This window comes from Streptomyces sp. NPDC001700, assembly GCF_053596435.1.
Map to the genome: position 1 here is coordinate 18,748 of NZ_JBSFGE010000004.1, position 24,561 is coordinate 43,308.

General features: G+C 72.4%; 21 protein-coding genes. 11 read left to right on the plus strand and 10 right to left on the minus strand.

The genetic code is table 11. From position 1 onward, the window contains the following. Window positions 1-4 precede the first annotated feature (4 nt). The 3 genes from ACWC5C_RS08585 (at window position 5) to ACWC5C_RS08595 (ending at window position 2,032) form a co-directional block, all read left to right on the plus strand. Window positions 5-823: an aminotransferase class IV gene (locus tag ACWC5C_RS08585; RefSeq protein ID WP_450875132.1), complete on the plus strand. Its 819-nt coding sequence runs from the start codon at window positions 5-7 to the stop codon at window positions 821-823. Continuing rightward, window positions 820-1,323, plus strand: coding sequence for a carboxymuconolactone decarboxylase family protein (locus tag ACWC5C_RS08590; protein WP_450874725.1), 504 nt, complete (start codon window positions 820-822; stop codon window positions 1,321-1,323). Before ACWC5C_RS08585 ends, ACWC5C_RS08590 begins: the two co-directional genes overlap by 4 nt. A 91-nt stretch (window positions 1,324-1,414) precedes the next feature. Then, window positions 1,415-2,032: an Rv1733c family protein gene (locus ACWC5C_RS08595; protein WP_385448347.1), complete on the plus strand. Its 618-nt coding sequence runs from the start codon at window positions 1,415-1,417 to the stop codon at window positions 2,030-2,032. 39 nt (window positions 2,033-2,071) lie between these two features. On the opposite strand, the gene ACWC5C_RS08600 is transcribed toward ACWC5C_RS08595, so the two are convergent. After that, window positions 2,072-2,782 (minus strand): FadR/GntR family transcriptional regulator, encoded by a 711-nt coding sequence (locus ACWC5C_RS08600; protein WP_450874726.1) that lies wholly within the window; start codon window positions 2,780-2,782, stop codon window positions 2,072-2,074. A gap of 139 nt (window positions 2,783-2,921) precedes the next feature. Here ACWC5C_RS08600 and ACWC5C_RS08605 point away from each other — a divergent pair, with 139 nt between their 5' ends. Then, a complete protein-coding gene (locus ACWC5C_RS08605) occupies window positions 2,922-4,184 on the plus strand; it encodes a cellulase-like family protein (RefSeq protein WP_450874727.1) in 1,263 nt (420 codons plus the stop codon). Between the two features lie 22 nt (window positions 4,185-4,206). Here ACWC5C_RS08605 and dgoD read toward each other — a convergent pair whose 3' ends face one another. Continuing rightward, the gene (dgoD, locus tag ACWC5C_RS08610) at window positions 4,207-5,352 is read right to left on the minus strand and encodes a galactonate dehydratase (protein WP_450874728.1); all 1,146 of its coding nucleotides are present in this window, start codon (window positions 5,350-5,352) and stop codon (window positions 4,207-4,209) included. A gap of 10 nt (window positions 5,353-5,362) precedes the next feature. Then, entirely contained in the window at window positions 5,363-6,136 is a 774-nt protein-coding gene (locus ACWC5C_RS08615) for an SDR family NAD(P)-dependent oxidoreductase (RefSeq protein ID WP_385441416.1), read from the minus strand. Window positions 6,137-6,286: 150 nt separating this feature from the next. Between ACWC5C_RS08615 and ACWC5C_RS08620 the strand changes: the two genes are divergently transcribed. From ACWC5C_RS08620 to ACWC5C_RS08630, 3 genes are read left to right on the plus strand one after another with little or no spacing between them, the layout of a single operon-like run. Next, on the plus strand, window positions 6,287-8,776 hold the full coding sequence (locus ACWC5C_RS08620) for a SpoIIE family protein phosphatase (RefSeq protein ID WP_450874729.1): 2,490 nt from the start codon (window positions 6,287-6,289) through the stop codon (window positions 8,774-8,776). A 47-nt stretch (window positions 8,777-8,823) separates the two neighbouring features. Beyond that, on the plus strand, window positions 8,824-10,167 hold the full coding sequence (locus tag ACWC5C_RS08625) for an MFS transporter (RefSeq protein ID WP_450874730.1): 1,344 nt from the start codon (window positions 8,824-8,826) through the stop codon (window positions 10,165-10,167). Next, a complete protein-coding gene (locus tag ACWC5C_RS08630) occupies window positions 10,158-11,330 on the plus strand; it encodes an anhydro-N-acetylmuramic acid kinase (protein WP_450874731.1) in 1,173 nt (390 codons plus the stop codon). The genes ACWC5C_RS08625 and ACWC5C_RS08630 overlap by 10 nt, the downstream gene beginning before the upstream one ends. Window positions 11,331-11,335: 5 nt before the next feature. On the opposite strand, the gene ACWC5C_RS08635 is transcribed toward ACWC5C_RS08630, so the two are convergent. From ACWC5C_RS08635 to ACWC5C_RS08655, 5 genes are all read right to left on the minus strand, one after another. Next, a complete protein-coding gene (locus ACWC5C_RS08635; RefSeq protein WP_450874732.1) occupies window positions 11,336-13,429 on the minus strand; it encodes a SpoIIE family protein phosphatase in 2,094 nt (697 codons plus the stop codon). Between the two features lie 31 nt (window positions 13,430-13,460). After that, entirely contained in the window at window positions 13,461-14,147 is a 687-nt protein-coding gene (locus ACWC5C_RS08640; RefSeq protein WP_385441414.1) for a class I SAM-dependent DNA methyltransferase, read from the minus strand. Window positions 14,148-14,230: 83 nt separating this feature from the next. Further along, window positions 14,231-16,102 (minus strand): molecular chaperone DnaK, encoded by a 1,872-nt coding sequence (dnaK, locus tag ACWC5C_RS08645; protein WP_450874733.1) that lies wholly within the window; start codon window positions 16,100-16,102, stop codon window positions 14,231-14,233. A gap of 66 nt (window positions 16,103-16,168) precedes the next feature. Continuing rightward, window positions 16,169-17,572, minus strand: coding sequence for a Si-specific NAD(P)(+) transhydrogenase (gene sthA, locus ACWC5C_RS08650; protein ID WP_450874734.1), 1,404 nt, complete (start codon window positions 17,570-17,572; stop codon window positions 16,169-16,171). Window positions 17,573-17,635: 63 nt separating this feature from the next. After that, complete coding sequence (locus tag ACWC5C_RS08655) at window positions 17,636-18,331, minus strand: YoaK family protein (RefSeq protein WP_450874735.1); 696 nt, start codon at window positions 18,329-18,331, stop codon at window positions 17,636-17,638. A 160-nt stretch (window positions 18,332-18,491) separates the two neighbouring features. On the opposite strand from ACWC5C_RS08655, the gene ACWC5C_RS08660 reads away from it, so the two are divergent. Continuing rightward, the gene (locus tag ACWC5C_RS08660; RefSeq protein WP_450874736.1) at window positions 18,492-19,526 is read left to right on the plus strand and encodes a dipeptidase; all 1,035 of its coding nucleotides are present in this window, start codon (window positions 18,492-18,494) and stop codon (window positions 19,524-19,526) included. Between the two features lie 64 nt (window positions 19,527-19,590). On the opposite strand, the gene ACWC5C_RS08665 is transcribed toward ACWC5C_RS08660, so the two are convergent. Together ACWC5C_RS08665 and ACWC5C_RS08670 are read right to left on the minus strand one after the other, a co-directional pair. Further along, entirely contained in the window at window positions 19,591-21,015 is a 1,425-nt protein-coding gene (locus ACWC5C_RS08665) for a purine-cytosine permease family protein (protein WP_450874737.1), read from the minus strand. A 91-nt stretch (window positions 21,016-21,106) separates the two neighbouring features. After that, window positions 21,107-22,024, minus strand: a complete 918-nt coding sequence (locus ACWC5C_RS08670; RefSeq protein WP_450874738.1) for a flavin reductase — start codon at window positions 22,022-22,024, stop codon at window positions 21,107-21,109. Between the two features lie 180 nt (window positions 22,025-22,204). On the opposite strand from ACWC5C_RS08670, the gene ACWC5C_RS08675 reads away from it, so the two are divergent. From ACWC5C_RS08675 to ACWC5C_RS08685, 3 genes are read left to right on the plus strand one after another with little or no spacing between them, the layout of a single operon-like run. Further along, the gene (locus ACWC5C_RS08675) at window positions 22,205-23,383 is read left to right on the plus strand and encodes an LLM class flavin-dependent oxidoreductase (RefSeq protein WP_450874739.1); all 1,179 of its coding nucleotides are present in this window, start codon (window positions 22,205-22,207) and stop codon (window positions 23,381-23,383) included. Further along, complete coding sequence (locus tag ACWC5C_RS08680; RefSeq protein WP_385441380.1) at window positions 23,376-24,011, plus strand: amino acid synthesis family protein; 636 nt, start codon at window positions 23,376-23,378, stop codon at window positions 24,009-24,011. Before ACWC5C_RS08675 ends, ACWC5C_RS08680 begins: the two co-directional genes overlap by 8 nt. Further along, window positions 24,008-24,559 (plus strand): amino acid synthesis family protein, encoded by a 552-nt coding sequence (locus ACWC5C_RS08685; RefSeq protein ID WP_385441379.1) that lies wholly within the window; start codon window positions 24,008-24,010, stop codon window positions 24,557-24,559. The genes ACWC5C_RS08680 and ACWC5C_RS08685 overlap by 4 nt, the downstream gene beginning before the upstream one ends. Window positions 24,560-24,561 lie beyond the last annotated feature (2 nt).

The following is a 24,561-nucleotide window of genomic DNA, read 5'->3' on the forward strand; positions in this document are numbered from 1 at the left end:
GCTGATGTGGCGCGAGGACGGCGGGCTGATGCCCTCCCGCCCGGTGCCCGACAGCGCGCTGCTGGCCGCCGACTCCTGGCTGGTCGACGAGGGGCGGGCGCGGGCCCTGGACCACCACCACCGGCGGTTCTCCGCCGCGTGCGCCGAGGCGACGGGCGACTCCCCGGCCCGGATCGAGAGCTTCTGGCGGGACGCGGTGGCGGCGCTGCCGCGCACCGGCCGCTGGTTCCCCCGGGTCGAGCTGGCCGGTCCGGAACCGGCCCGGCTCTACCTGCGGATACGGCCCGCACCGGCCCGGACGGCCAATGTGGCGGTCTGTCTGACCGAGGAGTTCGACCCGCGCGTCCATCCGCGCCGCAAGGGGCCGGATCTGTCCCTGCTGGCGCATCTGCGCCACCGGGCCGCCCAGCGCGGCGCGCAGGAACTGATGCTCACCACCCCCTCGGGCCTGGTGCTGGAGGGGACGACGGCGAACGTCCTGTGGTGGGAGGACGATGTGCTGTGCCTGCCGCCGCCGGACCTGCCGCTGCTGGCGGGCGTCACCACGACCCTGATCCAGGAGCGCGCGGCGGAGCTTGGCGTCCGTACCGAACACCGTCGGTGTCCCGTCCACGAGTTGGACGGGCGCGAGGTGTGGCTGGTCAACGCGTTGCACGGGATCCGTCCCGTGACCGCGTGGCTCGGCCGTCCGCTGCGCGCGGGTCCGGCGCTGCGCGCCGCTTCCTGGCAGAGCTGGCTCGACAGCTGTGCCGATGTCCTCATGCCGACGAACACGCCGCCGAACGTACCAACGCACACGCCGACGAACGGAGTTCACCGATGACCGCTACCGCGCCCGGCCCCCAGGCCACCACCGCCCGGCTGGAACTGAAGAAGCTGGCCCCGGAGGTGTCCGCCGCGATGGGGGCCCTGCACGCGGCGGCCGTCGCGGCGGCGCAGGAGGCGAAGGTCGAGCCCGAGCTGCTCGAACTGGTCAGAATCCGCGCCTCCCAGCTCAACGGCTGCGCCTTCTGCCTGGACATGCACACCAAGGACGCCCGGGCGAAGGGCGAGACCGAGCAGCGCGTCTACGCCCTGAGCGCCTGGCGGGAGACCCCGTTCTTCACCGAGCGCGAGCGGGCCGCGCTCGCCCTGACCGAGGCGGTGACGGATGTTCAGGACGGCCATGTCCCGGACGACGTCTACCGGGCCGCGTCCGAGGTCTTCGACGAGCCGCAGGTGGCGGCGTTGATCTGGGCCGCGGTCGTCATCAACGCGTACAACCGCACAGCGATCAGCGCCCGGATGGTGCCCGGCGCGTATCAGCCCGCTCCCCGCACCTGACCCACTGCCCGTCGCGTGGCGCGCCATGGGGCACCCCCGGCGCATGGCGCGCCGCGCGACGACGTCAGCACTCGCTGGAGGCCTTGAGACCATGAACACCCACGGACCGCGGGGCGCTTTCGGACCCCAACCGCCTCTGCTGGGCCGGCCGGCCAGGGGGCGCAACCCGCTGCGCAGGCGGACCGACCGGGTCCAGTCCTGGTTCACCGCGCTCTTCCTGCTGGTCCTCGGGCTCGGCCTGCCGATGGCCGCGGTCAGCTCGGGGAACGCCGCGTACGCGTCGCAGATGCGCGTCGTGCACGCGCAGGCCGCGGAGCGGCACCAGGTCACCGCGCGGCTCGCCGAGTCGCCGCCGGGCGGTCCCGGCCAGTCGGAGGCCACCGAGCTGAGGATGGCGAAGGTCAGCTGGACCGGCGGCGACGGCGCCCGGCATGTCGGCGTGGCCACGGTGCCCGGCGGCGCGGACGCGGGTACGGACGTACGGGTGTGGGTGGGCCGGGACGGGGAGCTGGCCCAGCCGCCCACCTCCCCCTCGACCGCGCGGACGATGGGCTGGTTCACCGGCACGCTGACCGCCGCGGTGGTGCTCGCCGCGGCGTTCGCCGGGCGGGCCCGGGTCCGGCAGGTGCTGGACCGGCGCCGGTACGAGCAGTGGGAGGCGGAGTGGAAGGCCGTGGAGCCCATGTGGTCCGGCAGGAACCGCCGCTGACCGCTCCCGGGTCCCGCTCTTAGGCCCACCGCGTCCCGGTCAGCCGTCGGCGGGCCGGGACGCGGCCGCGCCGACGTCCTCGGCCGCCTTGGCGAGCAGGTCGAGCATGGCCAGCTCCGCGCGCGGGGCGTCCCGGTCGCGTACGGCGTCCAGCACCCGGCGGTGGCTGGGCACCGGGTCGTCGGCGTCGCCGTGGGCGTGGACCAGCCGGTCGCGCTCGCGCAGCCCGGGCTCCAGGATCAGCTCGAACCGGGCGAGGAGTTCATTGCCGGTGGCGGCGAGCAGCGCCCGGTGGAAGGCGGCGTCGGCGTCCGCCTCGGCGGCGAGGTCGCCCCGGGCGTGTTCCATCGCGGTCAGCGCGGCGTCCAGCGCGGTCAGGTCGGCGTCGGTGCGGCGCAGCGCGGCGCGGTGGGCGGCGGCGGGTTCGACGACGGAGCGCACGTCGGTGAGGTCGCGCATCAGCCGCTCACCGTCGCCGCCCGCCATGCGCCAGCGGATCACATCGGCGTCCAGGAGGTTCCAGGCGGAGCGGGGGCGTACGTAGGTGCCGCGCTTCTGCCGGGCGTCGATGAGGCCCTTGCCCGCCAGCACCTTCAGGGACTCACGCATCACGGTGAGGCTGACGTCCAACTCGTCGCCGAGGGCCCGTACATCCAGGACGTCGCCCTCGGCCCAGTGGCCGCCGACGATGCGGGCGCCCAGCCGCTGGACCACCTGACCGTGCACTCCGCGGCCGGAATAGGACGCCATGGGGTTCTCCTCGGGGATGGGTCATCGGGATGGTCATCGGGGCTGGGCATTATTTATGAATACATCTTGACACCCCCCAGGCCCGCCCGGACGATGAACCGACCTCACCGACGAGCACGCCGACCGCGGGGAGCCCCCAGTGACGCAGTCGCCGCACGCCCATCTCCCGGCCACCCTGACCATCTCGCTGTGGGACTTCAGCTGGTACACCCGTACCGGCCCGGGCGAGCCCTTCGCCGATCTGGACCGGGCCTTCGAGGACGCCGTCGCCCGCGGCTACAACACGGTGCGGATCTGCGCGATGCCGTTTCTGCTCTTCGGTTCGGGGCTCGACACCGGCAAGATGCGGCTGCGCCCGCTGGGCGGCGACTACGGGCAGCGGATGCGCTGGTACGACGTGGGCGCGGTCGCCGAGATCGACGGACGCGCCCAGCTGCGGGCGCTGTTCGAGGCGGCCCTGCGGCACGACTGCTACGTCATCCTCTCCAGCTGGGAGTACCAGCAGAGCCCGTCGTTCGCCGAGGACCGCGCCTGGTTCGACGCCCTGATGGCGGTCGACCCCGAGCGGCGCGCCGAGGCGCTCGCTGACGCGCTGGCCGATCTGATCGACTTCCTCGTCGTACACGGTCTCGACGACCGGATCGCCTTCACCGAGCTGCACAACGAGGTGCAGGGCACCCGGCTCACCGACGGTCTGCGCGGCGAGGACCGGGTCGTCGCGCTGCGCCCCCGGCTGGAGCGCGGTCTCGCCCGGTTCCGGGAGCGCCACCCGAACCGTCCGGTGACCGTCAACTACGCGATGGTGCCGGTCGGTTCGCTGCGCGGAGTGCCCCGCGACATCGACGTCGCCGTGTTCCACCCGTATGTCTACGGGGTGCTCGGCGAGCTGATCGACACCTTCGCGATCCGCGACCGCGCCCGGCCCTTCCCCCAGCCACGCGCCCGCCGGGAGCTGCTGCGCCCGGGCGCGCCCGATCTGGCGGACTGGGTGCCGCCGGAGCGCGACCGGTGGCGGCTGGCGGCCACCACGGTCGGGCCTCGGGAGATCTACGTCCACGACTGGTGCGATCCGGTCAAGTGGGACGCGTGGCTGTACGAGCGCTACGCGACGCACCGGCTGGCCATGGAGCAGAAGCTCGTCACCTGGATCGACGCTGCCGCGGACTGGGCGGCGGAGACGGGTGTGCCGCTGGTGTTCGGCGAGGGCTGGATCGGCTACACGCCGCTGCACGGCACGTTCGAGGAGGGCCCGGTGGGGGCCGCGTTCTGCCGCCGCGCGGTGGCCGAGGCGGCGCGGGTCGGGGCGTGGGGCGCGGTGGTGTGCTCCAACGCCGCGCCACAGCACCCGATGTGGCAGGACATCGCGCTGCAGCGGGAGTGCAACGCGGTGCTGCGCGGCTGAGCGCACCCCCGGAGACGATCTGTCACCACTCGGCGAACGAGCCGTCCGGGTGGCGCCAGATCGGGCCGCGCCAGTCGGGGGCGGTTCCGTCGGCGGCCCGTACGGCCCGCTCGTCGACCTCGATGCCGAGGCCGGGGGCGGTGGGCCGGTTGATGTGGCCGTCGTGGAAGCGGAACACCTCGGGGTCGACCACGTAGTCGAGGACTTCTGCGCCGTCGTTGTAGTGGATGCCGATGCTCTGTTCCTGGATCAGGAAGTTGGGGGTGGCGAAGGCGATCTGGAGGCTCGCGGCGAGCGAGACCGGGCCGAGCGGGCAGTGCGGGGCGAGCGGGATGTCGAACACCTCGGCGAGCGAGGCGATGCGCCGCACCTCGGAGATGCCCCCGGCGTGCGAGAGGTCGGGCTGCAGCACCGCGACCCCGGCCTGCAGCGCGGGCAGCGCGTCGGTGCGCGAGTAGAGCCGTTCCCCGGTGGCGATGGGGACGGGCGAGGAGGCGACGAGGTCGCCGAGCAGATGGGTGTACTCGGGAAGGACCGGCTCCTCGGCGAACAGCGGGTTGTACGGGGCCAGATGGGGCAGCATCTTGCGGGCGCCCGCGACGGTGAAGCGGCCGTGGAAGTCGACGGCGAAGTCCCGGTCCGGCCCCAGGGCCTCGCGCGCGGCGGCGGCGCGGGCCACGACGGCGTCGATGTCGGAGACGGTGGACAGCCGGTTCATCCGCCCGGAGGCGTTCATCTTGACCGCGGTGAAGCCCGCCTCGACCTGGGCGGCGACCGCCTCGCCGATCGCGCTCGGCTCGTCGCCGCCGACCCAGCTGTAGGCGCGGACCCGGTCCCGTACCGGACCGCCGAGCAGGACGTGGACGGGCACCCCGAGGGTCTTGCCCGCGATGTCCCACAGCGCCTGGTCGAGCCCGGCGACGGCGCTGGAGAGCACCGGGCCGCCCCGGTAGAAGGAGCCCTTGGTCATGAGCTGCCAGTGGTCCTCGATCCGGGCGGGGTCCTTGCCGACGAGGAGTTCGGACAGCTCGTGGACGGCGGTACGGACGGTGGCGGCGCGGCCCTCGACCACGGGCTCGCCCCAGCCGACGACGCCCTCGTCGGTCTCCACGCGGCACAGCAGCCAGCGCGGCGGGACGGCGAAGGTCTCGACTCGGGTGATGATCACAGGTTGCTCCTCAGGAACTGGTTTTCAGCACGCTCCACCCGCCGTCCACCACCAGCGAGGCGCCGGTGACGAACGAGGCGTCGCCGCCGAGCAGGAAGGCGATGGCCCCGGCCACCTCCTCCGGGCGGCCGAGGCGGCGGGCGGCGGTCTGCTCGGCGCTGGCGCGCCGGTCCTCCTCGCTGATCCCGGCCCAGGCGCGGGTGAGGACAGGGCCCGGCAGGACGGCGTTGACCCGCACCCCGGGGCCGTACTCGACGGCCAGCTGGCGGGTCAGCCCGGTGAGGCCCGCCTTCCCGGCCGCGTAGGCGGGGCGGCCGGGGAGCCCGACGAGGGCGTGCACGGACGACACCAGGACCGCGCTCCCCCGGGTGGCCCGCAGGCCGGGGAGACAGGCGCGGAAGCCGAGGAAGGCGGCGGTGAGGCCGACCGACAGCTGCTGGTTCCAGTCGTCGAGGCCGATCTCGTCGGCGGGCCCGATCCGTACCGCGCTGGCGTTGCTGACCAGCCCGGACACCGGCCCGAAGGCCTCGGTGGCGGTACGTACCGCCGCGTCCCAGGAGCCCTCGTCGGCCACGTCGCAGTGCTGGAAGACGGCCCGTCCGCCGTCGGCGCGGATCTCCCGGGCGACGTCCTCGCCCTCCTCGCGCAGCACATCGGCGATCAGCACCCCCGCGCCGTCGGCGGCCAGTCGGCGGGCGGTGGCCGCGCCGATGCCGCCTGCGGCGCCGGTGACGATCACGCAACCGGACCCCTGAGCGGGAGAAGAAGACGTCACGGCCGATATTAAATATGAATTAATGACTGACGCCAAGGGGTCGTCCGGGCCCGGCGGAGTAAAATTCGCTGCACGTGCCGATACAAGGCGTATGCGCTGGTACGAGGCGTACATGCCGATTCGAGGCGCACGTGCCGATACGAGGCGAGAGCGCATGCAATGGGCGACACCACCTTCCGCGGATGGCCCCACCACCTCCCCGATCCGGTCTCCGAGGCCGCCCTCGTGGTGGACGAGCGGGGCACCCTGACCGGCTGGAGTCTCGGGGCGCGGAATCTCCTCGGGTACCGGGCCGAGGAGGTGGTGGGACGCCCGGTGGCGGAGCTGTTCGCCCCCGGCGGCCCCGGACCGCCCCGCGCCGACGCGTACACCGCCGACCGGGGCGGTCCGGCGGTGCTGCGCCACCGCGACGGCGGGGAGATACGTACCGTCCTGTGGGCCCAGCCGTGGTCCCCGGGCGACGGGCGCCCCCACTGGCTGCTGCAGGCCACCCGCGAGATGTCGGTGCGCCGCCAGGACATCGGCCGCGCGCTCCTGGACGGCCTGGGCCTGGCGTCACCCGTGGCCCTGAGCGTCTACGACGACCAGTACCGCTGTCTGATGCAGAACGCCGCGCTGCGGCGGCTGAGCGGCATCCCGGACGAGGAGCGGCTGGGGCTCACCCTGAGCGAGACGGCCTCACAGGTGGACACCTCCGGAATGGAGGCCACCCAGCACCAGGTGCTCCGCCAGGGCGTCGCGGTCGCCGACGTCGAGATCCAGGGCCGGGTGCCCTCCGACCCGGGCCGGGAGCACGTCTGGTCCAACTCGGTCTTCCCGCTCAAGAACCGCTTGGGCGAGGTGTTCGCCGTCTGCCACGCGGTGCTCGACATCACCGAGCGGCACCGCGCCCGGGAGCGGCTCGCGGTGCTGAACGACGCCAGCGCCCGTATCGGCTCCACCCTCGACCTGCTGCACACCGCCCAGGAGCTGGCGGACGTGGCGGTGCCCCGGCTCGCCGACTTCGCCTGCGTCGACCTGATCGACTCGGTCTTCGAGGGCGAGGAGCCGCCCACCGGGGCGGTAGCGCGCGAGACCGTGTTCCGCCGCGCCGCCCACCAGTCCATCATGCCCGGCACCCCGGAGGCGGTGGCCGACGTGGAGGACGTGGACGTGCACGCGTCCGCCCCGGACTCCCCCTTCGCCCGCGCCCTGGCCACCGGCACCTCCGTCCTGGAGTCGGTGAACGGCCCGGGGCCGCTGCCCAGCTGGCTCGCCGACGACCCGAAGCGCGCCGAGGGCATCAAGCGGTGGGGCATCCACTCCTGGATGGTGGTGCCGGTACGGGCGCGCGGCAGCACCCTCGGGGTGGCGGTGTTCCTGCGGCGGGAGCGCACCGACCCCTTCGAGCAGGACGATCTGCTGCTGGCCGACGAGATCGTGGCCCGCGCCGCGGTCTGCGTCGACAACGCCCGCCGCTACACCCGCGAACGCGGCACCGCCCTCGCCCTCCAGCGCAGCCTGCTCCCCCAGCGGCTGCCCGTCCAGGCGGCGGTGGAGGCCCGCTCGCGCTATCTGCCCGCCGGAAGCAGGCTGGGGGTGGGCGGCGACTGGTTCGATGTGATCCCGCTGTCCGGAGCCCGGGTAGCGCTCGTCGTGGGCGACGTGGTCGGCCACGGGATGAAGGCCGCCGTCACCATGGGGCGGCTGCGCACCGCCGTCCGCACCCTGGCCGACCTCGACCTGCCCCCCGACGAACTGCTGGCCCATGTCGACGACCAGGTGCGGCGGCTGGTCGACGAACAGGCCGCCGAGGGCCCTGAGTCCGGCGACGCCACCGCCGCCGCGGCGGGCATGGCCCCCGAACCGGCCATCGACGCCTATGCCTTCGGCGCCACCTGCGTGTACGCGGTCTACGACCCCATCACCCGCCACCTCACCTTCGCCCGCGCCGGGCACCCCCCGCCCGCCGTCATCACCCCCGGCGGCCGGGCCGAGTTCCTGGACTCCGCGAACGGGCCACCGCTGGGCGTCGGCGGGCTGCCGTTCGAGGCCACCGAGGCCGAACTGCCCGACCACAGCCTGCTCGTGTTCTACACCGACGGCCTGGTCGAGTCCCGCGACCACGACATCGACGCCGGACTCGACCGGCTGCTCCGCACCCTGGACGACGGCTGCCGCGACCTGTCGCTCGACGCGGTGTGCGACACCGTCGTCTCCCGGCTGATCCCCGGCCATCCGCCCGACGACGTGGCCCTACTGGTGGCCCGTACCCGCGCGCTGAGCGACGACCGCTGCGCCGCCTGGGACCTGCCCGCCGAACCCGAGATCGTCGCCCGCGCCCGCGACCACGTGGCGCGCCAGCTGGCCCGGTGGCAGCTCGGCCATCTGGTGGCCACCACCCAGGTCGTGGTCACCGAACTGCTCACCAACGCCATCGTGCACGCCCGCAGCCCGATCCAACTGCGGCTGGTCAGAAACCAGTCGCTGATCTGCGAGGTCTCCGACAGCAGCGCGGCCGCGCCCCATCTGCGCCGCGCGGGCCGCATGGACGAGGGCGGCCGCGGCCTGTTCCTCATCGCCCAGCTCACCCAGCGCTGGGGCACCCGCTACTCCGGCGACCGCAAAACCATCTGGGCCGAACAACCCCTGAACGGCCCCCGCCGGTAGCCCCTCCTCCGGTACGGACACGTCCCGGGCGGGTACGGGATCTGGATGTGAGCGCTTCTCTCCCCGGCCCGGCCAGACGCCGCGCCCTGCTGGCGGGTTCGGTCGGCAACTTCATCGAGTGGTACGAGTTCGGCGTCTACGGCTTCTTCGCGACCGTCATCGCCGCGAACTTCTTCACCCCCGAGGGCGGCAGCGAGCTGGAGGGCCTGGTCAAGACGTACGCCTCGTTCGGGCTCGCGTTCTTCTTCCGGCCCATCGGCGCCGCCGTCTTCGGCCGCACCGGCGACCGGATCGGACGGCGCCCGACCCTGATCCTGGTGCTGCTGCTGATGACCGGCGCCACCACGCTCATCGGTCTGCTGCCCACGTACGACACGGTGGGCGCCGCCGCCCCGTGGCTGCTCACCCTGGCGCGGATCCTGCAAGGGCTCTCCGCGGGCGGGGAGTTCGGTGGCGCGGTGTCGCTCATGACGGAGTTCGCTCCGCCGGGGCGCCGCGGGCTGTACGGGGCGTGGCAGTCGTTCACCGTCGCGCTGGGGCTGCTCGCCGGGGCGGGGACGGCCGCCGTCCTGGCCACCGCGCTGGGCGAGGAGGCGTTGCGCGACTGGGGCTGGCGGGTGCCGTTCCTGCTGGCCCTGCCGATCGGGCTGACCGCGTTGTGGCTGCGGCTGCGACTTGAGGAGACCCCGTCGTTCCGTACGACGCGCGTGCGGACCGGGCCGGGTGAGGCGGCGGCCGGGCTCCGTGAGACCGCCGGGGCCATCGTGCTGGGCGCCGGGCGCGTCATGGGCTGGGCGGCGGCCGGGTACACGTTCCTGGTCGTCATGCCCTCGTATCTGCAGTCCACCCTGGACGCGAGTTTCCAGCAGGCGCTGATCGCCACCGTGGTGGCCAACGCCGGGTTCGCGGCGGCCATCCTCCCGGCGGGGCTGCTCAGCGACCGGATCGGGCGGCGCCCGGTCATGCTGACCGGCGCCGCCCTGGTGACCGTGCTCGCCTTCCCGCTGCTCAACCTCCTTCAGGATCCGGGCAGTTCGGCGCTGGTGCGGGGCGTGGCCGTCTTCGTGGCGGGCGCGGTGGTCGGGCTGATGGCGGGGCCCGGACCGGCGATGCTCGCCGAGATGTTCCCGACCCGGGTCCGGTACACGGGGCTTGGGCTGGCGTACGCGCTGTCGAACGCCGTGTTCTCGGGGTGCGCCGGGCTGATCATCACCGAGGCGATCAAGCGGACCGGGGACGCGGACATCCCCGCGTACTACGTGGCGGCGACCGGCGCGCTCAGCCTGGTCGCCCTGGCCACCCTGCGCGGCGACACCCATTGGGGCACGCTGCGGGAGGAGGAGCGGCCCCCGCCCCGGGACGAGACCGAGGAGGAGACCCCATGCGCGTGATCGGACTGATGTCGGGCACATCCCATGACGCGGTGGACGCGGCGGCCGCCGATCTGGCCCTCGACGGCGACACCCTGGTGCTCGCCCCGCTGGGCCTGCTCAGCGCCGCCTATCCGGACGAGCTGCGCGCGGCGCTGGCCGCCGCGCTGCCACCGGCGGCGACCACCATGGCGGACGTGTGCGCGCTCGACACCCGTATCGGCCAGGCGTTCGCCCGGCTCGCCGTCCGCGCCGACCGGGAGCTGTGCGGCGGACGGGCCGAACTGATCAGCTCGCACGGCCAGACCGCATACCACTGGGCCGAGCACGGCCGGGTGCACGGCACGCTGCAGCTCGGCCAGCCCGCCTGGATCGCCGAGGCCACCGGCGTCCCGGTCGTCTCCGATCTGCGCAGCCGGGACGTGGCCGCGGGCGGCCAGGGCGCCCCGCTGGTCAGCCTGGTCGACACGCTGTGGCTGCGCGGGCGGTCCGGGGTGTGCGCCGCGCTGAACCTGGGCGGCATCGCCAACCTCACCGTGGTCCCCCGGGCCGGTGAGCCACTGGCCTACGACACCGGCCCCGGGAACGCCCTCATCGACGCGGCGGTGCGGGATCTGACGGGCGGTCGGCGGGATTACGACGCGGACGGCGCCCTCGCCGCGCGCGGCACCGTCCACCCCGGACTGCTGGAACGGCTGCTGGCCGAGCCGTACTACGCGCTGCCGCCGCCCAAGACGACCGGCAAGGAGCTGTTCCATCTCCCCTATCTGCGGGCCGCGCTGGCGGCCACCGGCCCGGTGGACGGCCACGACATCATCGCCACCGTCACCGAGCTGACCGCCCGTACCGTGGCCGACGCGGCGCGCTCCGTCCACGCCACCGAGGTGATCGCCTCCGGCGGTGGCGTCCGCAACCCCGCCCTGATGGCCGCGCTCCGCCGCGCGCTCGGCACGATCGCCCTGCGGGGCTCCGACGAGCTGGGGCTTCCGGCGGCGGCCAAGGAGGCGTACGCCTTCGCCGTGCTGGGCTTTCTGACCGCCCATGGGCTGGCGGGTGCGGTGCCGAGCTGCACGGGCGCGCGGCGCGGTGGCGTCCTGGGGTCGATCACCCCCGGGCGGCGGGCGCTCGTGCTGCCGTCACCGGACCGGTCGGCGCCGTCCCGGCTGGAGATCTTCCGCCGGTAGTCGTGTCAGTCCTCCGGGATCTCCATCCGGAGGTCCCGGGGCAGGCGCTGCTCGAACCACACCAGCTTGCCGGTGCTCAGCCGGGTCGCGCCCCAGCGCCGGGCGAGCTGGTTGACCAGGAACAGGCCGCGGCCGCCCTCGTCGCCCGGGCGGGCGTGCAGCATCCTGGGCACGAACGGCGAGTCGTCGCCGACCTCGCAGCGCAGCACGTCGGTGCGCAGGAGCCGCAGCGTCACCGGGCGGGTCGCGTAGCGGACGGCGTTGGTGACCACCTCGCTGACCATCAGTTCGGTCGTCTCCAGCAGCGAGTCCAGATGCCAGCGGTGCAGGGTGCGGCGGGTGAGGCGGCGGGCCCGGCCCGCGGTCTGCGGCTTCGGGTCCAGGAACCAGTAGGCGACGTTGTACGACGGGATGCCGTCGAAGCGGGCGGCGAGCAGCGCGATGTCGTCGTCCCGGTCCCGGGGCCCGACGCCGCCCACCGCCGCGTCGCACAGCAGCTCCAGCGGCGGCGGGTCGAGCACCTGGGCGGTGGTGTGCAGCCGGTCGCGCAGCCGCTCGACCCCGGTGGACACGTCGGTGTCGCGGGACTCCACGAGACCGTCCGTGTAGAGCAGCAGGGTGGCGCCGGTGGGCGCGAACATCTCCACCGTCTCGAAGCTGACGCCGCCGACTCCGATGGGCGGGCCGGGCGGTATCCGCAGCACCTGGCCACGGCCTCCCGGCTGCAGCAGCACCGGGGGCGGATGCCCGGCGTTGGCCATCAGCAGCCGGTGTGCGATGGGGTCGTAGATGCCGTACAGACAGGTCGCCATGTGCTGGCTGCCCAGCCGCTGGGCCTGCTCGTCGAGGTGGTGCAGCACCTCGTCCGGGGACAGGTCGAGCCCGGCGAGGGTCTGCACGGTGGTGCGCAGCTGGCCCATGATCGCGGCGGAGGTCATGGAGTGGCCCATGACGTCGCCGATGACGAGGGCGACGCGGTTGCCGGGCAGCGGGATCGCGTCGTACCAGTCGCCGCCGATGCGGGCGGTCTTGGAGGACGGGAGATAGCGGGTGGCGAGCCGGACGCCGATCGGCTCGGGCAGCGAGGAGGGGAGCATGGTGCGCTGCAGGGCGTCGGCGACGGAGACCTCGCGCCCGTAGAGCACCGCCTTGTTCATGCCGAGGGCGGTGTGGGTGGCGAGCTGGGAAGCGACCAGCAGATCGTCCCCGGTGAACGGCGGCCGGTCGGGGTGGCGTACGAGGACGGCGGCGCCCATGACGATGTGCTCCCGGCCGCGCAGCGGCGCGATGATCAGCCGCCGCCCGGGAGGCACCGGGCCCGGGCCGCCCACCGCGGGGCTCAGCAGCTCGGCGACCTCGGCGGCGATTCCGGGGACGTCCCCGAACGCGGGCCGTCCGGCGGCCAGCAGCTCGGCGAGCCGCCCGGCGACGGTGAGCCGCGCGGGCCCGAGCGGCGGCGCGGCACGCGGCGGTGGTCCGGCGGCCCGGACCCCGCCGCCATGCCCCGGGCCGCCGGTGGCCCCGCGGTCGGCGGGACCGCCGGACGCGCCGGGACCGCCGGGGCCGCCGGGGCCGCCGGGGCCGCCGGGAACGGCACGGTCGCCGCCACCACCGGGGCCGCCAGGCGCGGCACGATCGCCACGGCCACCGGGAGCGGCGCCGTCGCCACGATCAGCGGGACCGCCGGGCACGCCGCAGGTGGCGGGTGGGCCTTCCGGGCCTGCGCTGTGGGGGCGCAGGACCAGGGGGCCCGGCGGTTCCTCTTCCCCGGCGGGGAGCGGGTCGCGCAGGTGCACCACGGCCGCGTCGGCGAAGGCGGGGACGGCGGCGCGGCACAGTTCGTGCAGGGTCTCGTCGAGGTCCATGCCGCGGGCGATCTGCCGGGTGGCGGTGTCGAGGTAGCGCAGCCGGTCGGTCTGCGGGCCGGTGGCGTACGCCGCCTCCTCGCGCGGGGGCTCCACGCCAGGCCGGTCCGGGCCGGACTGCGGCGGCGGGGCGCGGCGGGACGGCGCGGCGGGTCCCACGGCCCGGCCGCCCGGGCGGTTCGGACGGTCCGGGCGGTCCGGGCCTTCCTGGGGGGTGGGGTACGGGGACGCCATCAGCTGTGCCGTTCGTCGCGGACGCGGATCCTCAGCCGCCTCGTCGGCACCGGAGGAAGATCTGTTCCTCGGGCGGGATGTCCGAGGAGGCCGGTGCGTAGGTGTAGGACGACTCGCCGACGATCTCGAAGCGGGCCGCTTCGATGACCTCGCGCAGGTCGTCCCGCAGATAGCCGGTGACGCGGATGGTGGAGCGGAGGAACGGGATCGAGAAGTCGTCCACGTCGGCCTCCACCATCGACAGGGCGAACAGCCCGCCGGGGTGCAGCAGGCGGCGGATGGTGCCGAGCGCGAACGGGATCTCGGCGCGGGGCAGCATCAGCAGCGAGAAGAACGCCGTGACCGCGTCGAACCGGCCGAGATCGACCGGGCCCCCGGGGCGCAGATCGGCGATGTCCAGCTGGTGGAAGTCGGCGCCGGGGACGTACGAGCGGGCGAGCCGCACCATTCCGGCGGACAGGTCGACCCCGGTGACCCGCAGCCCCGCGCCGGTCAGCTGGCGCGCGGTGGGGAGCCCGGTGCCGCAGCCCAGGTCGAGCACCCGGGATCCGGGCGGGAGCGCGCCGATGAGCCACTCGCCCGCGGCGAGCTGGCCGTCCTTGTGCGGGAACGCCTCGTCGTAGCGGTCGCCGATGGCGTCGAACGCCTCGGCCTGACCGGTGCGGTCGAGCCGTATGTTCCCGTATCCGGTGTCACCGGTTCCGTTGGTCACGGACACATCCCCGGGGTTCGCCACGTCACCCCCTATTCTCCTCGTATTCCGGGTCCGCGCCATGGCCGGAGCGCATCTTCCGGGGCGCGTCAGCCAGCGCTTCCCTTCGGCTTCTCGTCGTCGACGATCTCCGCGTCCACGACCTCGTCGGCATCCGGGTGCGAGCCGTCCTGGTGTGCGTCGCCGTCCGCGCCACCGCCAGAGGTCCCGGGCTGTGCCTGGGCGTAGAGGGCGGTGCCGATCTTCTGCGCGACGGCGGCGGTCTTGTCCGTGGCGTCCCGGATCGCCGTGGTGTCCTCGCCCTTCAGCGTCTCCTTCAGCTCCGCGACCGCCGTCTCGGCCTCCTGCCGGACGTCCTGCGGCAGCTTCCCCTCCTGGTCGCGCAGCAGCTTCTCGGTCTGGTACACGAGAGATTCGGCCTGGTTGCGGGTCTCGGCGGACTCGCGGCGCTTGTGATCCTCCTCCGCGTACTGCTCGGCCTCGCGCATCATGCGGTCGATGTCGTCCTTCGGGAGCGCCGAGCCGCCGGTGACGGTCATCCGCTGCTCCTTGCCGGTGCCCAGATCCTTGGCGGAGACGTGCATGATGCCGTTCGCGTCGATGTCGAAGGCCACCTCGATCTGCGGCACCCCGCGCGGCGCGGGCGGCAGCCCCGTCAGCTCGAACATCCCGAGCTTCTTGTTGTACGCGGCGATCTCGCGCTCGCCCTGGAACACCTGGATCTGCACGGACGGCTGGTTGTCCTCGGCCGTCGTGAAGACCTCCGAGCGCTTGGTCGGAATGGTCGTGTTCCGCTCGATCAGCTTGGTCATGATGCCGCCCTTGGTCTCGATACCGAGGGACAGCGGGGTGACGTCCAGCAGCAGGACGTCCTTGACCTCACCCTTGAGCACACCGGCCTGGAGGGACGCGCCGATGGCGACGACCTCGTCCGGGTTGACACCCTTGTGCGGCTCCTTGCCGGTCAGCTCCTTGACCAGGCCGGTCACCGCGGGCATCCGGGTCGATCCGCCGACCATGATCACGTGGTCGATGTCGGAGGTCTTGACCCCGGCGTCCTTGATCGCCTGGTGGAAGGGCGCCTTGCACCGCTCCAGCAGGTCTTCGGTGAGCTGCTGGAACTGCGAGCGGGTGAGCTTCTCGTCCAGGTGCAGCGGGCCCTCGGCGGACGCCGTGATGTAGGGCAGGTTGATCGTGGTCTCGGTCGCCGCGGACAGTTCGATCTTGGCCTTCTCGGCGGCCTCGCGCAGCCGCTGCACCGCCATCTTGTCCTTGGCCAGGTCGACCCCGTAGCCGTTCTTGAACTGCTTGACCAGGTAGTCGACGACGCGCTGGTCCCAGTCGTCGCCGCCGAGGTGGGTGTCGCCGTTGGTGGCCTTGACCTCCACGACCCCCTCGCCGATCTCCAGCAGCGAGACGTCGAAGGTGCCGCCGCCGAGGTCGAAGACCAGGATCCGCTGATCGTTCTCCCGGTCCAGCCCGTACGCGAGGGCGGCCGCCGTGGGCTCGTTGATGATCCGCAGCACCTTCAGCCCGGCGATCTCGCCCGCCTCCTTGGTGGCGGTGCGCTGGCTGTCGTTGAAGTACGCGGGGACGGTGACCACGGCGTCCGTGACGTCCTCGCCGAGGTACGCCTCCGCGTCGCGCTTGAGCTTCTGGATCACCCTCGCGGAGATCTCCTGGGCGGTGTAGCGCTTGCCGTCCACGTCGCCCTCGGCAGGGAAGCGCCAGCGCTCCTCGCCCATGTGGCGCTTGACCGAGCGGGCGGTGCGGTCGATGTTGGTCACCGCCTGGCGCTTGGCCACCTCGCCGACCAGCACCTCGCCGTTCTTGGCGAAGGCGACCACCGAGGGGGTGGTCCGGGCGCCCTCGGTGTTGGTGATGACGGTGGGCTCACCGCCTTCGAGGACCGAGACCACGGAGTTCGTCGTCCCCAGGTCGATACCGACTGCGCGGGTCATGTCGAACCACCTCCCGATACGCCTCCAAGTATCCCAAAGGATGCTTTTTCGACGCGGTGGCCCGGTTCAGTCGCCCAGGTGGTCGACCTCGCGCATCCGGTTCGTCGCGTCGAGGGCGGCGACCTTGTAGGACTCGGCGAAGGTCGGATAGTTGAACACCGCGTCCACCAGATAGTCGACGGTCCCGCCGCAGCCCATCACCGCCTGACCGATGTGGATCAGCTCGGTCGCGCCCGTACCGAAGCAGTGCACCCCGAGCAGCCGCCGGTCCTCCGGGGACACCAGCAGCTTCAGCATGCCGTGCCCGTCGCCGACGATCTGGCCGCGGGCCAGCTCGCGGTAGCGCGCCATCCCGACCTCGAACGGCACCCTCGCCTCCGTCAGCTGGTCCTCGGTCCGGCCGATGAAGCTGATCTCCGGGATGGAGTAGATGCCGATGGGCTGGAGGCCGTGGATCGGGTTCACCGGCTCGTCGCACGCGTGGTACGCCGCGCTGCGGCCCTGCTCCATGGAGGTCGCGGCCAGCGCCGGGAACCCGATGACATCGCCCACCGCGTAGATGTGCGGCACGGTCGTACGGTAGTGCTCGTCCACCGTGATCCGGCCGCGCGGGTCGGCGGTGAGCCCGGCCCTCCCGAGGTCCAGCTCCTCGGTCAGCCCCTGCCGTCCCGCCGAGTACATCACCGCGTCGGCCGGGATCTTCTTGCCGCTCTCCAGCACGGTCAGCGTCCCGCGCTCATGCCGCTCGACGGCCGCGACCGTCTCGCCGAAGCGGAAGGTGACGGCGAGGTCCCGCAGCCGGTATCGGAGCGCCTCGACGATCTCGACGTCGCAGAAGTCCAGCATGCCGTCCCGCTGCTCGACCACGGTGACCTTGCTGCCCAGCGCGGCGAACATCGAGGCGTACTCGATGCCGATCACCCCGGCCCCCACGATGACCATGGAGCGCGGCACCCGCTCCATGTTCAGGACGCTGTCGGAGTCCATGACCGTGCGCTCGTCGAACTCCACACTCGCCGGGCGGGCCGGGCGGGTGCCGGTGGCGATCACGATGTGGTGCGCGGTGAGCAGCTGTTCATGGCCGGACGCGTCCGTCACGGCCACCGTGTGGTCGTCCACGAACCGTCCGGTGCCGGAGTACATCGCGACCCGGTTGCGGGAGAGCTGATTGCGGACGACGTCCACCTCGCGGCCCACCACATGGCGGGTGCGGGCCGTCAGATCCGCGACCGTGATCTCTTCCTTGAGCCGGTAGCTCTGGCCGTACAGATCCCGCTGGGTCAGCCCGGTGAGGTAGAGCACCGCCTCGCGCAGGGTCTTGGACGGCACGGTGCCGGTGTGCAGGGACACCCCGCCCACCATGTCCGGGCGGTCGACGACGGCGACCCGGCGGCCGAGTTTCGCCGCCGCGATGGCGGCCTTCTGGCCGCCCGGGCCGGATCCGATGACAAGCATGTCGAAGTCGGTCACGGCTGGAGTCTGTCACCCGGATCCGCCCGCCGGAAGGGCGTTCCACCGCTCGACGTGCCCCGCTCAACGTCCTTCGCTCGACGCCCACTTGAGGCCCCGTACGCCCGGTGAGGTGAACGACGCCAGGAGGACCAGCGCGACCAGCCCGGCCGGGAGGGCGGGCGCGGCCCGAGCGGCGTGCGTGACCAGCAGCGCACCGAGCGCCGCCCCCACGACGAGCGCGGCGAGCAGCGCCGCGCTGGCCCAGCGCACCCGGCCGTCGCGGGCCATGTCGACCAGCAGCCCGGTCAGGGTGCCGGTGAGGTACGTGGTGGACATCCCGGGCGGCCCGACGGCGCGCACCAGACCGCTCTGGCCGCCCATGGCGAGCGCGGCCACCGCGAGCAGCGCCGACTGCGCGCCCTGCCCCGGGTGGCCGCCCGCCGTGGCCCACCCCGCCCACAGCCCACCGAGCGCGAGCACTTCCGCGCCGAGGGCCCAGCGGGCCCGCCCGGCAGGCCGCTCGCCCCGTACGATCCGGGCGCTGAGCAGGGCGCCCGCGACGAAACCGGCCACCGCGACGGCGGCGTCCCGGGCCCGTTCCGGGTCCTGGTCGCCCGCCGAGATGCCGAGGAGCGAGAGGTTGGCCGTCATGACGCTGGTGAAGACGCCGCCGAGGGCGAGGAAGCTGATCGCGTCCATCGCACCGGTGGCCACGGTCAGCGCGACGGCGGTGGCCACCAGGCCGCCGTCGCCGGTGGTCCCCTCGCCGTCCGCCATCGGCCACCTCCGGGCACCCCGAGTGCCCCGCCGCGTGTGCGGGAAACAGCGGGCCGGGGAGAGGGGACGTGATTCCGGGCCGGGATTCCGCTTCCCGTACCGCCACGGCATCGTTAGGTTCGGGGTGCCCGTCCCGTAACGGCCCCTGAACCGTGGAGGAATGCCGCACGTGTCCCGCGAACTCCATCACCGCGCGGTCGTCGCCGACGCCCACAACGATCTGCTGGTCGCCGTCGCCGCCCGCCCGCCGAGGCGCTGGGCGTCCTTCTTCCGGGACCAGTGGCTGCCGCAGCTGCGGGAGGGCGGTGTGGACCTCCAGGTGCTGCCGGTCTTCATCGAGGACCGGTTCCGCCCCGAAGGCGCGCTGCGGGAGACGCTGCGCATGATCGAGTGCGCGCATACGCTGGCCGAGGGCAACCGGGACGCGGTACGGCTGTGTCTGGACGGCTCCGACATCGACGCCACGCTGGCGGAGGGCAGGATCGCGCTGGTCCTGGCACTGGAGAGCGCCCCCGGCCTCGACGCCGACGTGGAGCTGATCCCGACCGTCCACCGGCTGGGCGTGCGGGTCGCGTCCATCGCCCACTGGGGCCGTACCGCGCTGGCCGACGGCAGCGGCGAGGACGCCACCGGCAGCAGGCTGACGGGCGCCGGGGTCGAGGCGCTGCGGGAGATGGAGCGCTTGGGCATCCTCTTCGACGTCTCCCACCTCAGCGCGTCCGGCGTCGCCCATGTGCTGGAGCTGGCCAGCCGCCCGGTGCTGGCCACCCACTCGTCGGCGCGTGCGCTGCTCGACCATCACCGCAATCTCACCGACGACCAGATCCGGGGCATCGTGGCGACCGGTGGAATGGTGTGCGTGAACTTCCTCGGCGAGTTCCTGGCCACCGATCCGGACGAGCGGACGGTGGACCGGCTGGCCGACCACATCGCCCACATCGCGGAGGTCGCGGGTCCTGACCGGGTGGGCCTCGGGCCGGACTTCATCAAGGAGGTCAGCGCCGATGTCAGCCCGCCGTGCTGCGAGGACCTGGAGTACGCCGAGCTGGTCGTCCCGGGCCTCGAAGGCCCCCGTGGCCTTCCGCTGGTCACCGAGGCGCTGATCGACCGGGGTTTCTCGGAGGCCGCCGTCCATCAGATCCTCGGCGGCAATGTGCTGGACCTGTTCCGCAAGGAGCTGGGCCGCCCCGGGTAAGCGAGGCGAACGAAACGGGCGGCACCGCCACCGCGATGCCGCCCGTTCTTGATGTGATGATCCGTCAGGATCCTGCCACCGCAGGTTCCGTGGGCGATTCGGCCGGGGTGGTGTCTCCCGTACGTACCCACAGCGGCTTCAGCCGGTAGGTCAGCAGGTACAGCACCACGGAGACGCCTGCGGCGACGTACATGCTCAGGTCGCCCGCGCTCGGGTACGCCGAGGCGAACGCGCCGGTGTACAGCTTGGACTCCCAGAAGGGTATGGACGCCAGCACGCCGCCCGCCCATGCGACGAAGCCCCAGGAGAGCACCCGCCCCCGGTCGTACAGTTCGGCGATCCGCGCCGGGTCGGAGCGGCCGCCCAGCCCGTAGTCCAGCAGCAGCACGACGGCGAAGGGCGCGATGAAGTACGCGGTGAGGTTGAGGAACACCGAGAACTTCGCCTCGATCCCGGACTCGCCCCACAGGCTGATGACGTACGCCAGCAGACAGATGACGGTGACCGCCTGGGTCCGGGTGACCGGCACCTTCAGGGTCTGAACGGAGATCGCGCCGCCGTAGACGTTGAGGAAGTTCTGCGCGAGCGCCGAGAGGCCGACCGCGATGAGCGCGGGGACGGCGAACGGCCCGGCCAGTTCGTGGAGGGCGGTGATGGAGTCGGTGCTGCTGGCGTTCGAGCCGACCAGGACGCCCAGGATGCCGAGCCAGCAGATGGTGACGAAGTTGCCGAACCCGGTGTACCAGGCGGTGCGCTTCACCACGTCCGGGGTGTCCGGCAGATAGCGCGAGTAGTCGGAGGCGAACGGCGCCCAGGCGACGAGGAAGGAGAGGAACCAGCCGCAGAAGGTGATCCAGCCGCCGGTGTCACCGATGTAGCCGGACGCCTTCGGGTTGGCGTCGAAGGTGCCAGCGCCACGCACCAGGGCCACGATCGTGATCATCGCGAACAGCGGGGTGAGCACATAAGTGAGCACGCGCTGAAGGAAGTTGATCATGTTGTAGCCGAAGATGGACACGACCAGTTCGATCGCGGTGAGCAGCAGCCCGCAGAGCCAGTACGGCAGATGCGTCAGCTCCGAGATCGCCTTGGCACCGAGGATCACGGTGACCGAGGCCCAGCCGACCCCGGCGAACACATTGATGTACGCCACCGGCAGGAAGTTCCCGAAGAAGCCCAGCGGCCCGCGCGCCTGGATCTGCTGCGGCACCCCGAGCCGTACGCCCATCTTGGACATCACAGCCATCAGCACCGAGCCGACTCCCGCCCCGACGACGATCGCGGCGACCGCGCCGGTGAAGCTGAGGCCCAGGCTGATCGCGCTGAATCCGAGCAGGATGATGGGGAAGTTGAGGCCTGCGGCGAACCAGACGAAGAACTGTGAGCTGGGCTTGCCGTGCCGCTCGTTGTCGGGGATGTGGTCGACCCCGAAGGGTTCGACTTTGGTGACCGCGCTGCCGTAGACCGGCGCCGCATCGTCGTTGGTCATGGGCGTGCTCCTGGGGGCATGGGGAGATCAGGGCGTCAAGGGGTGGCGGTGTGTGGAGGGAAGGGTGGGTCCAGGCGCGGCCGGAGGCGTCTCACCACGGCAAAGGCGCTGTGTTCGAGATATCGAAAAACCCGCCACCACTGTAGACCAGAGGTGCCAGGTCCTCATGACCGGCCGCGACCACCCGGCCGGTGAAGACGGTGTGGCTGCCCGCTTCCAGCCGCTCGCCGATCTCCACCTCCAGCTGGGCGCAGGACCCGTCGATCAGGGGTACGCCGGAGCCGCCCGGGGTCCAGGACAGCCCGGCGAACTTGTCGTCCGACTTGGACGCGAAGACCTTGGCGACGTCGAGCTGATGCGCGGCGAGGATGTTGATGCCCAGATGGGTGGCCCGGTGCAGCGCGGGGTGGGTGGTGGAGCTGCGCTGGACGCAGACCAGCACCATCGGCGGGTCCAGCGAGATGCTGGAGAAGGCGTTGACGGCCAGGCCCCGGGGCGTACCGGCGTCGTCGGTGGTCACCACGGTCACGCCGGTGATGAACTTGCGGTGCACCCCGCGCACCAGGTCGGCGTCGACGGCGGCTTCCTTGGTGGTGGTGATGATCCCCAGCGCCTCCAGTAGCTGGCGCGGGTCCCAGGTCACCCATTCCTCGGCGATCACACCGCCGTCGAAGTGGGTGAAGGTGGCGCCGGAGACCTCGACCGGGCGGCCGGTGGGCGGCACGCCGAGGAAGTCGCCGGTGTGGCTGCCGGTGCTGCGCCAGCGGATCGCCAGCCCCTCACCGTCCTCCACGATCTCCTCGATCTCGGTGTGGAGATCGGGGAACGCCTCGCGGATGGCGCGTACGGAGTCCTTGAACTGCTCGCGGTCCTGGGGGGCCGCGGCGGGGCCCCGGCGCCGTACGTAGCCGGGGCTGAGCAGTTCGTCGAGCGCCTCCACTCGCCCCTGGTCCCAGGCGGCCTGCCAGGCGGAGCGGACGCGGGCGGTGCGGTCAAGAGTGTGCGTCATGACGGCTCCCTCATTCAGCTCTTGTATGGCAGAGGACGGTAAGAACGCCATCGACCACTGTCAACACCTAGGGACAAATGAGCCGGGAAAGAACCGTTCTCGCACCAAATACACAGGTCAAAGTTGCCGACCCAGCCCGAACCCTTGACGGGCCCGAACCGGACTCCTAGCCTCCCTGCCATGGCACAGCGTAACCCGGAAGAAATGGACGGACGCTGCATGCGCTTCTCGATATTCCACAACCTCGGAGCACCGGGCCGGCTCGGCTCCTACGCCGAAGTCATGGACGAGGCACGGGAGTTCGCGGTCGCCGCGGACCGGGCGGGCTTCTGGTCCACCTGGTACACCGAGCACCACTTCGGCCACGAGGCCATCGAGATCACCCCGAACCCGGTGCTGATGGGCGCCGACATCGCGGCCCGCACCGAGCACATCAGGATCGGCCAGGCGGCGAACATCGCCACCTTCTGGCATCCGCTGCGGCTCGCCGAGGACATCGCGATGCTCGACCAGCTCTCCGGCGGCCGCGTCGAGGTGGGTCTAGGCCGGGGGCTGTACGGGCGCGAGGCGCTCAATCTGAACGCGCTCGCCGATCCGCGCGACCAGGAGCAGAACCGCGCGCTGTACGACGAGACCGTGGAGATCCTGCGCAAGGCGTGGAGCGGCGAGTTCTTCTCGCACCAGGGCCGCTTCCACCAGTTCCCCGCCCCGGGGGTGAAGTGGAACCACCCCCTCTCCCCCGCCACCCCGGACTACATGGAGGACGGGGTCATCACCAAGATGCAGGTCACGCCGCCTCCCTTGCAGCGCCCGCACCCACCGCTGTGGCAGGTCATCGACAGCCCGCGGTCGATCAAGGCGGCCGCGGCCGACGGGGTCCAGGGCATGTTCTGGCTGCCGCCGGTCTCGGCGCTCAAGGAGCGTTTCGAGCTGTACCGCGCCACCGCGAGCCAGGCCTCAGGCCGCGCGTACGCGCTCGGCGAGGGCATCGGCCTGGTACGGGACGTGTACGTCGCCGACACCATGGAGCAGGCGCGCGCCGACTTCGAGGAAGCGCTGCTGACCACCTACCGGTGGATCATGCACTTCCGGGGCCTGGGCAACCTGATGGAGGCGGGCGAGGAGCTGACCGACGCCCACGAGCTGTCCTTCGAGTTCCTGGCGAAACGCAATCTGCTGGTCGGCACCCCCGAGTACGTCTCCGAGAAGATCGCCGAGCTGCGGGACGAGGTGGGCCTGGAGCATCTGCTGCTGTGGACCACCCACCCCGGTCTGGAGCACCGCAAGGCGATGCGCAGCCTGGAGCTGTTCGCGGAGAAGGTCATGCCGCGGTTCACCGGTGGCGGCAGCCATGACTGACCTGGGCCAGGTGACCGACCTGGGCCTGCGCAAGGTCGTCAGTGTCATCGACGAACCGCTGCTGGAGCTGGGGCGGCCGGTGGCCGTGCCGGTGCGCCGGGCCGCGGCGGCCGCGGTGATCCGTAACCCCTGGGCCGGACTCGGCCTGGTCGCCGATCTGCAGCCCGAGGTCGAGCGGATCGCCCCGGGGCTCGCGCGGCTGCTCACCGACCGGGTGAGCGAGGCGCTGGGCGGCGTGGAGCGGGTCGAGTCGTTCGGCAAGGCCGCGATCGTCGGCCTGAACGGGGAGATCGAACACGGCGGGGCGCTGATCCACACCCCGTTCTTCGGCAACGTCCTGCGGGAGCTGACCGAGGGCACCTCGATCATCGTGTTCAGCGACGACCGGCTTCCGGCGGGTGAGCCGCTGACCGTACCGCTGTGGCACAAGACGGCCGCCGCGACCCGCTCGCACTACCAGACGTGCCAGATCCGCATCCCCGACGCGCCCCGGCCCGACGAGATCGTCGTCATCGCGGCCGGTGCCTCCGGGCCCCGCCCCAACGCGCGCATCGGGGACCGGGCCACCGATCCCGTCGTCCGCCTCGCCGATCTCGAAGACCCCAAAGACATGGAGACTGTGCAGTGAACGTCCGCAAGATCATCACCTTCACCGAGGACATCCACAGCGAGGGCGGCCGCCCGGTGGACCCGCCCGCCCGGACCGCGGTGGTGCTCGCCATCATCGAGAACCCCTGGGCCGGGCAGGGTTATGTGGCGGATCTGCTGCCCGGTATCGACGAGGTGGCGCCGAAGCTCGGCGAGCTGCTGGCGCCCCGGGTGGTCGAGGCGCTGGGCGCGCCGGTCGAGGCGTACGGCAAGGCCGCCATCGTGGGCCTGGACGGGGAGGTCGAGCACGGCTCCGGGCTGATCCACACGCTCAAGTTCGGCGACCACTTCCGGCAGGCGGCGAAGGCCACCACGCTGCTGCCCGCCGTGGAGAAGCGCGCGGCCGCGGGCACGGTCTTCGACATCCCGCTCAAGCACATCACCGATGCCACGATCCGCTCGCACCACCAGAGCATCGAGGTGCGGGTGGCGGACGGACCGCGCGCCGACGAGATCGTGGTCGGGCTCGCGGCCGCCGCCCAGGGCCGTCCCCAGGCCCGGCTGGCCCCGCTCGCCACGGAGCAGTGAGC